Here is a 14,844-nt window from a genome sequence, read left to right as displayed (position 1 = left end):
TCATGGCAGACACGCAGCAGGTTGACCCGAAGGCCGAGGCCGCCGCCGAGACCGCGGCCGGGGCCGAGACCAAGGCCGCCGCGAAGGCCGGGCGTACGGCCGCGAAGCTCGCCCGGCGGATCGACGCCTTCGCCAAGGCGCACGGCGGCGCGGAGGGCCAGGTCGCCTACATCGGCGAGCGCGGCGCCCGGATCGTCCTCGTCGGCGCCGACGGCGGCTGGGGCGACCTGGTGGCCCCCACCTACGCCGTCGCCGAGCAGGCGGTGGCGAAGGCCGGCATCACCGTGCACGAGACCTTCGACGGCGAGTTCGCGGCCAAGGTGAAGACGGGCCCGTACGAGTGGAAGCGGATGGCCGGCATGCAGATCGGCGGCTGAGGCCGCCGCTCTTTCGGGGCGCGGGTCGCCACCTGAGCCCGATTCACCCGTTAGGACGTGTGAGGCAGCGAGACACGCGTCCTGACGGGGAGCCGGAATGATCGAAACGCCGTCCCTCGTGGACCAGTACTGCCACGGTGTGCTCCGGACCGAGCTGGGGCTCGGCACCTTCGAGGCGCAGCTCGCCCGGACCGAGGGCCCGCCCGCGCCCGGCACCACGCTGTTCGACACGCAGACCGGGTTCGCCGTACGGCGCTGGTGCCCGCCGCTGCTCGGCCTGGAGCCCCACTGCCCGCCCGCCCTGTACCTGGCCCGGCGCCGGGAACTGGGCGTCCTGGAGGCGGGGCGCCGGCTGCTGCGGGGCAGCGGCATCACCACCTACCTCGTCGACACCGGCCTGCCCGGCGACCTCACCGGCCCCGCCGACATGGCCCGCGACGGCGACGCCGAGGCCCGTGAGGTGGTCGGCCTGGAACTTCTGGCCGAGCAGGTCGCCGACACCTCGGGGACGGTCGAGTGCTTCCTCGCCAACCTGGCCGAGTCGGTGCACGGCGCCGCCGCGGACGCGGTCGCCTTCGCCTCCGTCGCCGGCGTCGGACACGGTCTCGCGCTCGCGTCCGAGCCGCCCGGTCCCGGTGAGGTGCGCGGCGCGGCGGGCCGCTGGCTGGCCGGCCGCCGGGTCGGCGGACCGCTGACCGACCCCGTGCTGCTGAGGCACCTGCTGTGGATCGCGGTCGCCTCGGGGCTGCCGCTCCAGCTGCACGCGGGCCTCGGCGGACCGGGCTCCCGGATCGACCACACCTACCCGGCGCTGCTCACCGACTTCGCCCGGGCCACCGCCGGCCTCGGCACGGACCTGGTCCTGCTGCACGGCTACCCGTACCACCGCCACGCCGCCCATCTGGCCGGCGTCTTCCCGCACGTCTACGCCGACTCCGGGGCCGCCCTGGTGCGCACCGGCGCCCGCGCGGCCACCGTCCTCGCGGAGATCCTGGAGCTGGCGCCCTTCGGCAAGATCCTCTTCTCCACCGGCGCCCACGGCCTGCCCGAGCTGCACGTGGTCGGCGCCTGCCTGTTCCGCGAGGCCCTGGACCGGGTCCTCGGCACCTGGGTCGCCGACGGCGCCTGGTCACCGGAGGACGCCCAGCGGGTGGCCCGGATGGTCGCGGCGGACAACGCGCGGCGGGTGTACGGGCTGGGGTGAGGGAGGAGCCGGCCGGGAAGTGGGCGGGGCCGGTGCGGCTCGGGTCTGTACGGGGCCGGTTCCCGCCGCCCAGACTGGGCGGATGCCGACCGAAGCCCTGCTCGAAGCCTTCCTGGACGCTCTCGCTCGCTTACGGCCCCTGGCCGTCTGGGCGCACGGGTCGCTCGCCGGCGGTGACTACCAGGAGGGGCGCAGCGACCTGGACCTCATCGCCGTGCTGCCCGGCCCGCTCGGCCCCGGCACGGTCTGGCGGGCGGCGACCCTGCACCACGGGCTGCGCGCCGACCCGCTCGCGGCGAAGCTCCACTGCTCCTACCCGACCCCCGGCACCCTGGACGACCCCGAGCGGCGGCACCTCACCTGGGCGCACGGCAGGCTGGCGCGCCGGCCCGTCACCCCGGTCACCCGGCGCGAGCTGCTCGGTTTCGGGCGCGTGCTGCGCGGCGAGCCGCCGGCCGCGCTGCTCCCGCCGGTGCCGGACGGACAGCTCGCCGCCTTCGTCGTGCGCGACCAACGTGCGTTCTGGCGCCCGGCGGTGGACGACGCCCGGCTGTGGCGGCAGGACGTCTGGGTCGACCTCGGCCTGCTGACCTTCGCCCGGGCCACCGTGACCCTGCGCGAGGGTCGGCTGATCTCCAAGCGGGAGGCACTGGCCGAGCTGCCGGCACTGGGCGCCCCCGCCGAGGTCGTCGAGGACGTCCGGCGGCGCCGCTACGGCCCGCCCGGTCCCGCCCCCCTCGACAACGGCCGCCGGGCTCGGCTGACCCGTGCCTACCTGGGACCGGCGATCGACCGGCTGACCGGCGCGTACGGCTGAGGCGCCGCCCGCTCAGGCGCGGGTGCCGACCGTGACCTCGGCCGCGGGGCCGGGCAGGTCGAGGGCGGCCTCGGGGCGTTCGCGCAGGGACAGCAGGACGCGCAGGGTGGCGATCCAGATCAGGCACGAGCCGAGCATGTGCAGGCCGACCAGGACCTCCGGCAGGTGCGTGAAGTACTGCACGTACCCGATCACGCCCTGGGCGAGCAGCACGACGAACAGCTCCCGGGTGCGGGCCAGCGGCCCCCGGGGCGCGTCCACGGCCTTCAGCACGAACCACAGCGCGAAGGTCAGCGTGACCACGATCCACGCGAGCACCGCGTGCAGCTTGGCGACGGTCTCCCAGTCGACCGGGATCCGGTCCACCTCGCTGGAGTCGCCCGCGTGCGGTCCGGCGCCGGTCACCACCGTGCCGACCGCGATGAGCAGCACGCACGCGACGACGAGGAACCACACGAGCTGCCGTACCGCCTGCCCGACCAGCGGACGCGGCTCGGCGTCACCCTCGCGGGTGCGCTGCCACATCAGCGTGGCGACGGTGATGAGGGCGGTGGAGAGCAGGAAGTGCGCGGCCACCGTGTACGGGTTGAGGCCGACCAGCACCACGATGCCGCCGAGCACCGCGTTGCCCATGACGACCCAGAACTGCGCCCAGCCCAGCCGGGTCAGCGCCCGCCGCCAGGGCTTCGCGGAGCGGGCGGCGATGATCGCCCAGCCGACGGCGGCGCACAGCACGTAGGTCAGCATGCGGTTGCCGAACTCGATGACCCCGTGGAGGCCCATGGCCCGGGTGGTGGTCAGCGAGTCGTCGGTGCAGGTCGGCCAGGTCGGGCAGCCGAGGCCCGAACCGGTCAGCCGGACGGCGCCGCCGGTGACGACGATGACCACCGACATCACGAGCGCGGCGAGGGCCGCCCGCCGCACGGTCCGGGGATCCGGGGTCCAGCGGTCGGCGATGAAGGCGAGCGGGTTGCGCAGGGCCGCCTGGACGTCGGCAGGGTTCAGCTTGGGCACGCGCACCATGGTAGGCCGCCGCTTGTGCACGCGTTCACGAGGGTCCCGTCACAGGGGCGTACCGGAGCGTGGCGCGCGCCGTCCTCACTCCCAGCGGAAGAACCGGCCCGCGGCGGCCAGCCCCAGCACCGCCCACACCGCGAGGATCCCCAGGTCGCCCCAGGGCATCCCGGCACCGTGCTGGAGCACGTCCCGCAGGCCGTTCGAGAGCGCCGAGATCGGCAGCAGGCCGAGCACGTGCTGTCCGGCTCCGCCGAACTTCTCCAGCGGCACGATGACCCCGCCGCCGACCAGCAGCAGCAGGAAGACCAGGTTGGCGGCGGCCAGGGTGGCCTCGGCCTTCAGGGTGCCCGCCATCAGCAGGCCGAGCCCGGAGAACGCGGCCGTGCCGAGGACCAGCAGCAACAGGACGGCGGCCGGGTTGCCGTGCGGGGACCAGCCCAGCGCGAACGCGATCACCGCCAGCAGGATCACCTGGAGGACCTCGGTGACCAGCACGGAGACGGTCTTGGCGGTCATCAGGCCCCAGCGGGGCAGCGGGGAGGCGGCGAGCCGCTTGAGCACGCCGTAGCGGCGCTCGAAGCCGGTCGCGATGGCCTGCCCGGTGAACGCCGTCGACATCACGGCCAGCGCCAGGATGCCGGGGGTGAGGAAGTCGACCGCCTCGCCCTTGCCGGTGTCCACGACGTCGACCGAGCTGAACAGCACCAGCAGCAGGGTCGGGATGACCACCGTCAGCAGCAGCTGTTCGCCGTTGCGCAGCAGCATCTTCGTCTCCAGCGCCGCCTGCGCCGCGATCATGCGGGGGAGCGGCGCCGCACCCGGCCGGGGCGTGTAGGTACCGGACGCGGTGGTCATGAGCGCAGCTCCTTGCCGGTCAGCTCCAGGAAGACGTCCTCCAGCGTGTGCCGTTCCACCGAGATCCGGTCCGGCATCACGCCGTGCTGGGCGCACCACGAGGTCACCGTGGCGAGCAGCTGGGGATCGACCTTGCCGACGACCCGGTAGGAGCCCGGCGTCAGCTCGGCGGCCGTGCAGTCGGCCGGCAGTGCCTTGAGCAGGGAGCCCACGTCGAGGCCGGGGCGGCCGGTGAAGCGCAGGGTGTTCTCGGCGCCGCCCTTGCACAGTTCCTCGGGAGTGCCCTGGGCGACGACCCGGCCGCCGTCGATGATCGCCACGTCGTCGGCGAGCTGCTCGGCCTCGTCCATGTGGTGCGTGGTGAGGATCACCGAGACGCCGTCGGCGCGCAGGTCCCGCACCAGGTCCCAGGTGGCCCGCCGGGCCTGCGGGTCGAGGCCGGCCGTCGGCTCGTCCAGGAACACCAGCTCCGGGCGCCCGACGACGGCCAGGGCGAGCGCGAGCCGCTGCTGCTGGCCGCCGGACAGCCGCCGGTAGGAGGTCCGGCCGCAGGAGCCGAGGCCGAGGCGCTCGATCAGCGCGGCCACGTCCAGCGGGTGCGCGTGCAGCCTGGCCACATGGCGCAGCATCTCGTCGGCGCGGGCGCCCGAGTAGACGCCGCCGGACTGGAGCATCACCCCGATACGCGGCCGCAGCGCGGCGGAGTCCCGGACCGGGTCGAGGCCCAGGACGCGCACCGTGCCGGAGTCCGGCCTCCGGTACCCCTCGCAGGTCTCGACCGTGGTCGTCTTCCCGGCGCCGTTGGGGCCGAGTACGGCGGTCACGCCGGCCCCCGCCACCAGGTCGAGGCCGTCCACCGCGGTCTTCGGGCCGTACCGCTTCACCAAGGCCCGGACCTGGACCACCGGCTCACTTCGCATGGCTCCAGAGTCTAGGGAGACGGCTCGCCGTCCGGACCGGCGGGTGCGGAACTCCCGCTCACAGGGTGTCCGGGTGCGACAGCTCGTGCTCGCGGGAGCGGTGCAGCGGCAGCCACCGCTCGGCATAGGCCACCGCGTCCGCCACCGGGAACAGCCGGACGTCGGCCGCGCCCACCGTGCCGCGCGTCACCGGCCGGTCCCGCTCGAAGTCATGGCCCAGCTCGTCGAAGCGGTCGGAGGTGATCGACACCTCGGTCACCGTCTCCCAGCCGCCTCCGGGCGCCGGCCGGCCGACCCGTACCAGCGGGGCGGGTATGCGGTACTCGGCCAGGTGGAAGCTGGTGCAGGTGTCGTAGCCGGTGCCGAGCAGCAGCGCCCGGGCGCCGAGCTTCTCCAGCCGGGCCAGCGGGCTGTGCTCGCCGAGCCGGCAGTCGGGCGCGTGGCCCTCGGTGATCTCCCACGCCCGCGCGCCGAGGGCGGCGAACGAGGTCTGCGGGTGCGCGCTGCGCAGGGCGCCGGGCCAGGTCCGCACGGTCTCCGCGATCACGCCGACCCCGAGCGAGGGGGTGAGCCGGGGGTCGTACGGCGGCATGGTGGCCCGGATCCGCTCCCACCACCGCGCGGGCACCGGCGGGTTCTGCCACAGCGCCGGGTCGGAGAGGTCGCCGGTCTGCGTGGGGACCACCAGCGTGCCGGCCGGCCCGAGCGCGTCGAGGACGCCCTGCACCACCGCGACGGCGCCCCCGTTCACCCAGCCGAGGGAACTCAGGGACGTGTGTGCCAGGAGGGTCTCGCCGCTGTCCACTCCGAGCAGGCGGAGCTGGGTGGCGATGTGGTCCCGGGTGACGAGAGGGCCGGTCGGAAGGGGTGCGGGCATGGTTCCGGAGTCTCCCCGACGGGTCGCCCGGAACGCCAGCGAATTGCCTGGCCAGAGCCATGAAATGATCGATCAGAAGATCGTTTCCGCAGGTCAGATTAGGTATGCCTAAGTGACGCAGGGCACCGCGCGGTGATCGGGACGCGGCTTGTCAGGCTCTCCGGAATTACGCAACAATGGCGTTGTGAAAAACGTCGGCGAGGCTCGGGAGACCCCCAGGGGGACCCCGCAGGAGGAACTCGCGACCGGTGAGCGCTCGACGCGCAACCGGGTCGCGCGGTCGATCCTGGACCACGGCCCGTCGACCGTCGCCGAACTCGCCGGCCGGCTGGGACTGACCCAGGCGGCCGTACGGCGTCACCTGGACGCGCTCGTCGCCGACGACGTCGTGGAGGCCCGCGAGCAGCGCGTGTACGGCACGCGCACGCGCGGCCGTCCCGCGAAGGTCTTCGCGCTCACCGACTGCGGCCGGGACGCCTTCGACCAGTCGTACGACAAGCTGGCCGTGGACGCCCTGCGCTGGATCGCGGAGCGCGAGGGCGGCCCCAAGGCGGTCGCCGCCTTCGCCCGCGCCCGGCTCGTCGCCCAGGCGCGCGCCTACCGCGAGGCGATCGAGGGCGTGAGTCCCGACAAACGCGCCGAAGCGCTGGCCAAGGCCCTGACCGCCGACGGGTACGCTGCTGCGGCGCGCAGCGCACCGGTCGGCGAGCAGCTCTGCCAGCACCACTGCCCGGTCGCCCACGTCGCGGAACAGTTCCCGCAACTCTGCGAGGCGGAGACGGAGATCTTCGCCGAGCTGCTGGGTACTCACGTCCAGCGACTGGCGACCATCGCGCACGGCGACGGCGTCTGCACGACGTACATCCCCAAGACCACCACTGACGCACCTGCAAGCACGGCCGGGAGGAACCCCGCATGACTCTCCCCACGGAGACTGCCCACCCTGAGCTCGAGGGCCTGGGCAAGTACGAATACGGCTGGGCCGACTCCGACGTGGCCGGTGCCTCTGCCAGGCGTGGCCTGAACGAGGACGTCGTCCGCGACATCTCCGGCAAGAAGTCCGAGCCGGAGTGGATGACCAAGCTGCGCCTCAAGGGTCTGAAGCTCTTCGAGAAGAAGCCCATGCCGAACTGGGGCTCGGACCTGTCGGGCATCGACTTCGACAACATCAAGTACTTCGTGCGCTCCACGGAGAAGCAGGCGGAGTCCTGGGAGGACCTGCCCGAGGACATCAAGAACACCTACGACAAGCTGGGCATCCCGGAGGCCGAGAAGCAGCGCCTGGTCGCCGGTGTCGCCGCGCAGTACGAGTCGGAGGTCGTCTACCACCAGATCCGCGAGGACCTGGAGGAGCAGGGCGTCATCTTCCTCGACACCGACACCGCGCTGAAGGAGCACCCGGAGCTCTTCAAGGAGTACTTCGGCACCGTCATCCCGGCCGGCGACAACAAGTTCGCCGCGCTGAACACCGCGGTGTGGTCCGGCGGCTCCTTCATCTACGTGCCGAAGGGCGTGCACGTCGAGATCCCGCTCCAGGCCTACTTCCGCATCAACACGGAGAACATGGGCCAGTTCGAGCGGACCCTGATCATCGTCGACGAGGGTGCCTACGTGCACTACGTCGAGGGCTGCACCGCCCCGATCTACAAGTCGGACTCGCTGCACTCCGCGGTCGTCGAGATCATCGTCAAGAAGAACGCCCGCTGCCGCTACACGACCATCCAGAACTGGTCGAACAACGTCTACAACCTGGTCACCAAGCGCGCCGTCGCCTACGAGGGCGCGACCATGGAGTGGGTGGACGGCAACATCGGCTCCAAGGTGACCATGAAGTACCCGGCCGTCTACCTGATGGGCGAGCACGCCAAGGGCGAGACTCTCTCCATCGCCTTCGCGGGCGAGGGCCAGCACCAGGACGCCGGCGCCAAGATGGTCCACATGGCGCCGAACACCTCGTCCAACATCGTCTCCAAGTCGGTGGCGCGCGGCGGCGGCCGTACCTCCTACCGCGGTCTGATCGAGATCGGCGAGGGCGCCCCGGGCGCCAAGTCGAACGTGCTGTGCGACGCGCTGCTGGTCGACACCATCTCCCGCTCGGACACCTACCCCTACGTCGACGTCCGCGAGGACGACGTGTCCATGGGCCACGAGGCCACGGTCTCCAAGGTCTCCGACGACCAGCTCTTCTACCTCATGAGCCGCGGCCTGTCCGAGTTCGAGGCCATGGCGATGATCGTGCGCGGCTTCGTCGAGCCGATCGCCAAGGAGCTGCCCATGGAGTACGCGCTGGAGCTGAACCGGCTGATCGAGCTGCAGATGGAGGGCGCGGTCGGCTGACGACCGCCCCCCGACAGCAGACGTCTTACTCAGGAAAGAGAGCACTACGACAGCCATGGCCGAGGCCCAGAACATCCCCGTGGGAAGCACGACCGCGGGCTCGATCGCGGTCGCCGCGGAGTCGACCGTCGCCACGCGCATGAGCGCGCCCCCCTCCTTCGACGTGGCGGACTTCCCCGTCCCGCACGGCCGGGAGGAGGAGTGGCGGTTCACCCCGCTGGAGCGCCTGCGCGGCCTGCACGACGGCACCGCCGTCGCGACCGGCGACGGCGTCAAGGTCGACGTGCAGGCCCCCCAGGGCGTCACCGTCGAGGCCGTCGGCCGCGACGACGCGCGCCTCGGGCGGGCGGGCACCCCCGTGGACCGTGTCGCCGCGCAGGCCTACTCCGCCTTCGAGCAGGCCTCGGTCGTGACCGTTCCCAAGGACACCGTCCTCACCGAGCCCATCCGCGTCACCGTGCACGGCCAGGGCGGCACCGCCTTCGGCCACCAGGTGATCGAGCTGGGCGCCTTCGCCGAGGCCGTCGTCGTCATCGACCACACCGGTGACGCGGTGCTCGCCGCCAACGTCGACTACCTGCTCGGCGACGGCGCCAAGCTCACCGTCGTCTCCGTCCAGGACTGGGACGACAAGGCCGTCCACGTGGCCCAGCACAACGCCCTGGTCGGCCGGGACGCGTCCTTCAAGTCGGTCGTCGTCACCTTCGGCGGCGACGTCGTCCGCCTGCACCCGCGCGTCGCCTACGCCGGCACCGGCGGCGAGGCCGAGCTGTACGGCCTGTACTTCACCGACTCCGGCCAGCACCAGGAGCACCGCCTCCTGGTCGACCACAACACCCCGCACTGCAAGTCCAACGTCGCCTACAAGGGCGCGCTCCAGGGCGAGTCGGCGCACGCGGTGTGGATCGGTGACGTGCTCATCGAGGCCGCGGCCGAGGGCACCGACACCTACGAGATGAACCGCAACCTGGTCCTTACCGACGGCGCCCGCGTCGACTCGGTGCCGAACCTGGAGATCGAGACCGGCGAGATCGTCGGCGCCGGCCACGCCTCCGCCACCGGCCGCTTCGACGACGAGCAGCTCTTCTACCTGATGGCCCGCGGCATCCCGGAGTACGAGGCCCGCCGGCTGGTGGTCCGCGGCTTCTTCGCCGAGCTGGTCCAGCAGATCGGCGTCGCCGACATCGAGGAGCGCCTGCTCGCCAAGATCGAGGAGGAGCTGGAGGCCTCGGTCGCATGACCTTCCAACGCGCCTGCGGGCTGAGCGAGCTGGCCGACGACACCCCCAAACGGGTGGAACTCGACGGCACGCCGGTCTCGGTCGTGAGGACCGAGGGCGAGGTGTTCGCCATCCACGACATCTGCTCCCACGCGAACGTCTCGCTCTCCGAGGGCGAGGTGGAGGACTGCCAGATCGAGTGCTGGCTGCACGGCTCCGCCTTCGACCTCCGCACCGGCAAGCCGTCCGGCCTCCCCGCGACGCGCCCCGTCCCCGTATACCCCGTAAAGATCGAAGGGGACGACGTTCTCGTCTCCGTCACCCAGGAGTCCTGAGGCACCCATGGCAACGCTTGAAATCCGAGACCTGCACGTCACCGTCGAGGCCGACAACGCCACGAAGGAGATCCTCAAGGGCGTCGACCTCACCGTGAAGCAGGGCGAGACGCACGCCATCATGGGCCCCAACGGCTCCGGCAAGTCGACCCTCGCCTACTCCCTCGCGGGTCACCCGAAGTACACGATCACCGGCGGCACCGTCACCCTCGACGGCGAGGACGTCCTGGAGATGTCCGTGGACGAGCGGGCCCGCGCCGGCCTGTTCCTCGCCATGCAGTACCCGGTCGAGGTCCCCGGCGTCTCGGTCTCCAACTTCCTGCGCACCTCCGCCACCGCCATCCGCGGCGAGGCCCCCAAGCTGCGCACCTGGGTCAAGGAGGTCAAGGAGGCCATGGAGCGCCTGCACATGGACCCCTCCTTCGCCGAGCGCAACGTCAACGAGGGCTTCTCCGGCGGTGAGAAGAAGCGCCACGAGATCCTCCAGCTCGAACTGCTCAAGCCGAAGATCGCGATCCTGGACGAGACGGACTCCGGTCTCGACGTGGACGCGCTCCGCATCGTCTCCGAGGGCGTCAACCGCGTCCGCGAGACCGGCGAGGTCGGCACCCTGCTGATCACGCACTACACGCGCATCCTGCGCTACATCAAGCCCGACCACGTCCACGTGTTCGCGGACGGCCGTATCGCCGAGTCCGGCGGCGCCGAGCTGGCGGACAAGCTGGAGAACGAGGGCTACGAGGCATACGTGAAGGGTGGCGCATCCGCGTGACACAGCTGCCGGGCCTCCTCGACACCGAGGCGATCCGCAAGGACTTCCCCGTCCTGGACCGGCTGGTCCACGACGACCGGAAGCTCGTCTACCTGGACAACGCGGCGACCTCGCAGAAGCCGCGCCAGGTGCTGGACGCCCTGAGCGAGTACTACGAGCGCTACAACGCCAACGTCCACCGCGGTGTGCATGTGCTCGCCGAGGAGGCCACGGCGCTGTACGAGGGCGCGCGCGACAAGGTCGCGGAGTTCATCAACGCGCCCAGCCGCGACGAGGTGATCTTCACCAAGAACGCCTCCGAGTCGCTGAACCTCGTGGCCAACATGCTCGGCTGGGCCGACGAGCCCTACCGGGTGGACCACGAGACCGAGATCGTCATCACGGAGATGGAGCACCACTCCAACATCGTGCCGTGGCAGCTGCTCGCGCAGCGCACCGGCGCGAAGCTGAAGTGGTTCGGCCTCACCGACGACGGCCGTCTCGACCTCTCGAACATCGACGAGATCATCACCGAGAAGACGAAGATCGTCTCCTTCGTGCTGGTCTCCAACATCCTCGGCACCGTCAACCCGGTCGACGCGATAGTGCGCCGCGCCCAGGAGGTCGGCGCCCTGGTGTGCGTCGACGCCTCGCAGGCCGCCCCGCACATGCCCCTCGACGTGCAGGCCCTGCAGGCCGACTTCGTGGCCTTCACCGGCCACAAGATGTGCGGCCCGACCGGCATCGGCGTGCTGTGGGGCCGCCAGGAGCTGCTGGAGGACCTGCCCCCGTTCCTGGGCGGCGGCGAGATGATCGAGACCGTCTCGATGCACTCCTCCACCTACGCCCCGGCACCGCACAAGTTCGAGGCGGGCACCCCGCCGATCGCCCAGGCGGTCGGTCTGGGCGCGGCGATCGACTACCTCAACTCGATCGGCATGGACAAGATCCTCGCCCACGAGCACGCGCTGACGGAGTACGCCGTCCGGCGCCTGTCCGAGGTCCCCGACCTGCGGCTCATCGGCCCGACCACGGCCGAGGACCGGGGCGCGGCGATCTCCTTCACGCTCGGCGACATCCACCCGCACGACGTGGGCCAGGTCCTGGACGAGCAGGGCATCGCGGTCCGGGTGGGACACCACTGCGCGCGCCCGGTCTGCCTGCGCTACGGAATTCCCGCGACCACGCGAGCGTCGTTCTATCTGTACTCCACGCCGGCCGAGATCGACGCTCTGGTCGACGGTCTGGAGCACGTACGGAACTTCTTCGGCTGAGAGGCGTGAGCTGAGACCGTGAAGCTGGACTCCATGTACCAGGAAGTCATCCTGGACCACTACAAGAACCCGCACGGGCGTGGTCTCCGGGACGGCGACGCCGAGGTGCACCATGTGAACCCGACCTGCGGCGACGAGATCACCCTCCGTGTGAAGTACGACGGCACGACGATCGAGGACATCAGCTACGAGGGCCAGGGCTGCTCCATCAGCCAGGCCTCCGCCTCCGTCCTCAACGACCTGCTGGTCGGCAAGGACCTGACCGAGGCGCAGAAGATCCAGGAGACCTTCCTGGAGCTGATGCAGTCCAAGGGCCGGATCGAGCCCGACGACGCGATGGAGGAGGTGCTGGAGGACGCGGTCGCGTTCGCCGGTGTCTCCAAGTACCCCGCGCGGGTGAAGTGCGCCCTCCTGAGCTGGATGGCGTGGAAGGACGCGACGGCCCAGGCGCTGGGTGGCGCCGACGCCGAAAGGAATACCGCATGAGCGACACCGTCGAGATGAAGCCGGCCTCCGAGGAGGAACTCCGCGAGGCCCTGATGGACGTCGTCGACCCCGAGCTGGGCATCGACGTCGTCAACCTCGGCCTGATCTACGGCATCCACGTCGACGAGGCCAACATCGCCACCGTCGACATGACCCTGACCTCGGCGGCCTGCCCGCTGACCGACGTCATCGAGGACCAGGCCAGGTCCGCGACCGACGGCATCGTCAACGAGCTGCGCATCAACTGGGTCTGGATGCCCCCGTGGGGCCCGGACAAGATCACCGACGACGGCCGCGAGCAGCTGCGGGCGCTCGGGTTCAACGTCTGAGCACTCGTCGTCCACGCGAAGCGGCGGCACCCGTCCCGGGTGCCGCCGCTCCGTCGTTGTGTACGCCCGTACGCAGCCGTTGTGTACGCTCGTACACATGGGATATCTGACGCTCGCCGGTGCCATAGCCGCTGAGGTCGCCGCCACGACGGCGCTCAAGTACAGCGAGGGGTTCAGCAGGCTCTGGCCCTCGCTGTTGACGGCACTGGGATACCTGGTCTCGTTCGTGCTGCTCGCGCAGACGCTGAAGTCGGTGCAGATCGGCACCGCGTACGCGATCTGGTCCGGCGTGGGCACCGCCGCCGTCGCCGTGCTCGGCCTGCTGCTGTTCGGGGAGGGCCTCAGCGTGCCGAAGATCGCCGGCATCCTGCTGATCATCGGGGGAGTGGCGGTCCTCAACCTCGGCGGAGCGACCCACTGATGGCCCGCCGCTACGACCCCGACCGGCGCCGGCGCATCATCGACGCCGCGATCCGCGTGGCCGCGCGGGACGGCCTCGCCGGGCTGAGCCACCGCACGGTCGCCGCCGAGGCCGACGTGCCGCTCGGCTCCACCACGTACCACTTCGCCACCCTGGACGACCTGCTGGTGGCCGCCCTCCGTCAGGCCAGCGAGGGCTTCGCCGGCGTCCTGGCCGCCAGCGGGGTCCTGGCCGACGCGGACGGCGACCTCGCGGCCGGACTCGCCCGGGTCCTCGGCCAGTGGCTGGTCGGCGACCGGCCGGGCACCGAGCTGGAGTACGAGCTGTATCTGGCCGCGCTGCGCCGCCCGGCGCTGCGACCCGTGGCCGCCGAGTGGGCCGAGCAGACGGCGGCACTGCTCGCCGCCCGCACGGACCCGGTCACCGCGCGGGCCCTGCTCGCGCTGATGGACGGCATCTGCCTGCAGGTCCTGCTGACCGGAGGTGCGTACGACGAGGAGTACGCCCGCGAGGCACTGTCCCGGGTGATCCCCCGGGTGCCGCCCGGCACGTGAGACACGGTTCGCTCCCGCACCCCGCCCCACGTTAGGTTTTCCCCATGACCGACACTGCTTCCCGCACCACCGGCGCCGTGGCCGCCGGCCTCGCCACGATCGCCTCCGACGGCACCGTCCTCGACACCTGGTTCCCCGCTCCCGAGCTGGTCGCCGAGCCGGGTCCGGCCGGCACCGAGCGGCTGACCGCCGAGCGCGCGGCGGAGCTGCTGGGCGGCGGCGCCACCGCGGCGACCGGCCCGGACGCCCGCCGGGGCGTCGAGGTGGTCGCGGTCCGCACGGTCATCGCCTCGCTGGACGACAAGCCGCTCGACGCGCACGACGTCTACCTGCGCCTGCACCTGCTCTCGCACCGCCTGGTCAAGCCGCACGGCCAGAGCCTGGACGGCGTCTTCGGCCACCTCGCCAACGTCGCCTGGACCTCGCTCGGCCCGGTCGCCGTGGACGACATCGAGAAGGTGCGGCTCAACGCCCGCGCCGAGGGCCTGCACCTCCAGGTCACCTCGATCGACAAGTTCCCGCGGATGACGGACTACGTGGCGCCGAAGGGCGTGCGCATCGCCGACGCCGACCGGGTCCGCCTCGGCGCGCACCTCGCCGAGGGCACCACGGTCATGCACGAGGGCTTCGTCAACTTCAACGCCGGCACGCTCGGCACCTCCATGGTCGAGGGCCGGATCTCCGCCGGTGTCGTGGTGGGCAACGGCTCGGACATCGGCGGCGGCGCCTCCACCATGGGCACCCTGTCCGGCGGCGGCAACGTGATCATCTCCATCGGCGAGCGCTGCCTGGTCGGCGCCGAGGCGGGCGTCGGCATCGCCCTCGGCGACGAGTGCGTGGTCGAGGCCGGCCTCTACATCACCGCGGGCACCCTGGTCACCATGCCCGACGGCCAGATCGTCAAGGCCCGCGAACTCAACGGCGCCTCCCACATCCTCTTCCGCCGCAACTCGGTCACCGGCAAGGTCGAGGCCCGCCCGAACAACGCGGTGTGGGGCGGCCTGAACGACATCCTGCACAGCCACAACTGATCACCGGTCGGCGTCGAGCGCCCTCCCAGGCCCCCCGGCG

18 protein-coding genes are annotated in these 14,844 nt (G+C 71.6%); 14 read left to right on the top strand and 4 right to left on the bottom strand.

The window, feature by feature from the left end; translation table 11 throughout:
* Positions 1–2: 2 nt before the first annotated feature.
* The 3 genes from NX794_RS18935 to NX794_RS18925 all read left to right on the top strand — a co-directional run bounded on the left by NX794_RS18935 (position 3) and on the right by NX794_RS18925 (position 2,398).
* Positions 3–377 (top strand): hypothetical protein, encoded by a 375-nt coding sequence (locus NX794_RS18935; protein ID WP_258779751.1) that lies wholly within the window; start codon positions 3–5, stop codon positions 375–377.
* Between the two features lie 97 nt (positions 378–474).
* Complete coding sequence (locus tag NX794_RS18930) at positions 475–1,581, top strand: amidohydrolase (protein WP_258779750.1); 1,107 nt, start codon at positions 475–477, stop codon at positions 1,579–1,581.
* A gap of 82 nt (positions 1,582–1,663) precedes the next feature.
* Positions 1,664–2,398 carry a nucleotidyltransferase domain-containing protein gene (locus NX794_RS18925; RefSeq protein WP_258779749.1) on the top strand — a complete coding sequence of 245 codons (735 nt, stop codon included), beginning with the start codon at positions 1,664–1,666 and terminating at the stop codon, positions 2,396–2,398.
* Positions 2,399–2,410: 12 nt separating this feature from the next.
* On the opposite strand, the gene NX794_RS18920 is transcribed toward NX794_RS18925, so the two are convergent.
* The 4 genes from NX794_RS18920 to NX794_RS18905 form a co-directional block, all read right to left on the bottom strand.
* Positions 2,411–3,421 carry a COX15/CtaA family protein gene (locus NX794_RS18920; protein WP_258779748.1) on the bottom strand — a complete coding sequence of 337 codons (1,011 nt, stop codon included), beginning with the start codon at positions 3,419–3,421 and terminating at the stop codon, positions 2,411–2,413.
* A 75-nt stretch (positions 3,422–3,496) separates the two neighbouring features.
* Positions 3,497–4,270, bottom strand: coding sequence for an ABC transporter permease (locus NX794_RS18915; RefSeq protein ID WP_258779747.1), 774 nt, complete (start codon positions 4,268–4,270; stop codon positions 3,497–3,499).
* Positions 4,267–5,190 carry an ABC transporter ATP-binding protein gene (locus tag NX794_RS18910; RefSeq protein WP_258779746.1) on the bottom strand — a complete coding sequence of 308 codons (924 nt, stop codon included), beginning with the start codon at positions 5,188–5,190 and terminating at the stop codon, positions 4,267–4,269. Before NX794_RS18910 ends, NX794_RS18915 begins: the two co-directional genes overlap by 4 nt.
* Positions 5,191–5,248: 58 nt before the next feature.
* Entirely contained in the window at positions 5,249–6,067 is an 819-nt protein-coding gene (locus NX794_RS18905) for an AAC(3) family N-acetyltransferase (protein ID WP_258779745.1), read from the bottom strand.
* Between the two features lie 184 nt (positions 6,068–6,251).
* Between NX794_RS18905 and NX794_RS18900 the strand changes: the two genes are divergently transcribed.
* The 11 genes from NX794_RS18900 (at position 6,252) to dapD (ending at position 14,804) form a co-directional block, all read left to right on the top strand.
* A complete protein-coding gene (locus NX794_RS18900) occupies positions 6,252–6,986 on the top strand; it encodes a helix-turn-helix transcriptional regulator (protein WP_258779744.1) in 735 nt (244 codons plus the stop codon).
* Positions 6,983–8,404, top strand: coding sequence for a Fe-S cluster assembly protein SufB (sufB, locus tag NX794_RS18895; protein ID WP_258779743.1), 1,422 nt, complete (start codon positions 6,983–6,985; stop codon positions 8,402–8,404). Before NX794_RS18900 ends, sufB begins: the two co-directional genes overlap by 4 nt.
* A gap of 55 nt (positions 8,405–8,459) precedes the next feature.
* Positions 8,460–9,644, top strand: a complete 1,185-nt coding sequence (gene sufD / locus NX794_RS18890; protein WP_258779742.1) for a Fe-S cluster assembly protein SufD — start codon at positions 8,460–8,462, stop codon at positions 9,642–9,644.
* Positions 9,641–9,958 (top strand): non-heme iron oxygenase ferredoxin subunit, encoded by a 318-nt coding sequence (locus tag NX794_RS18885; RefSeq protein ID WP_258779741.1) that lies wholly within the window; start codon positions 9,641–9,643, stop codon positions 9,956–9,958. The genes sufD and NX794_RS18885 overlap by 4 nt, the downstream gene beginning before the upstream one ends.
* A gap of 7 nt (positions 9,959–9,965) precedes the next feature.
* The gene (gene sufC / locus NX794_RS18880; RefSeq protein WP_258779740.1) at positions 9,966–10,730 is read left to right on the top strand and encodes a Fe-S cluster assembly ATPase SufC; all 765 of its coding nucleotides are present in this window, start codon (positions 9,966–9,968) and stop codon (positions 10,728–10,730) included.
* Complete coding sequence (locus NX794_RS18875; RefSeq protein WP_258779739.1) at positions 10,727–11,983, top strand: cysteine desulfurase; 1,257 nt, start codon at positions 10,727–10,729, stop codon at positions 11,981–11,983. Before sufC ends, NX794_RS18875 begins: the two co-directional genes overlap by 4 nt.
* Positions 11,984–12,001: 18 nt before the next feature.
* Positions 12,002–12,469: a Fe-S cluster assembly sulfur transfer protein SufU gene (sufU, locus tag NX794_RS18870; RefSeq protein WP_258779738.1), complete on the top strand. Its 468-nt coding sequence runs from the start codon at positions 12,002–12,004 to the stop codon at positions 12,467–12,469.
* Positions 12,466–12,798 (top strand): metal-sulfur cluster assembly factor, encoded by a 333-nt coding sequence (locus NX794_RS18865; RefSeq protein ID WP_258779737.1) that lies wholly within the window; start codon positions 12,466–12,468, stop codon positions 12,796–12,798. The genes sufU and NX794_RS18865 overlap by 4 nt, the downstream gene beginning before the upstream one ends.
* 97 nt (positions 12,799–12,895) lie before the next feature.
* Complete coding sequence (locus tag NX794_RS18860) at positions 12,896–13,219, top strand: DMT family transporter (protein ID WP_258779736.1); 324 nt, start codon at positions 12,896–12,898, stop codon at positions 13,217–13,219.
* Positions 13,219–13,773, top strand: a complete 555-nt coding sequence (locus tag NX794_RS18855; protein WP_258779735.1) for a TetR/AcrR family transcriptional regulator — start codon at positions 13,219–13,221, stop codon at positions 13,771–13,773. The genes NX794_RS18860 and NX794_RS18855 overlap by 1 nt, the downstream gene beginning before the upstream one ends.
* Positions 13,774–13,817: 44 nt before the next feature.
* Entirely contained in the window at positions 13,818–14,804 is a 987-nt protein-coding gene (gene dapD, locus NX794_RS18850) for a 2,3,4,5-tetrahydropyridine-2,6-dicarboxylate N-succinyltransferase (protein WP_258779734.1), read from the top strand.
* Positions 14,805–14,844 lie beyond the last annotated feature (40 nt).

Source organism: Streptomyces pyxinicus (genome assembly GCF_024753135.1).
In the GTDB taxonomy this organism is placed as follows: Bacteria; Actinomycetota; Actinomycetes; order Streptomycetales; family Streptomycetaceae; genus Streptomyces; species Streptomyces pyxinicus.
Note: the sequence above shows the minus strand (reverse complement) of the source record. Positions and strands in the feature narration are given on the sequence as shown.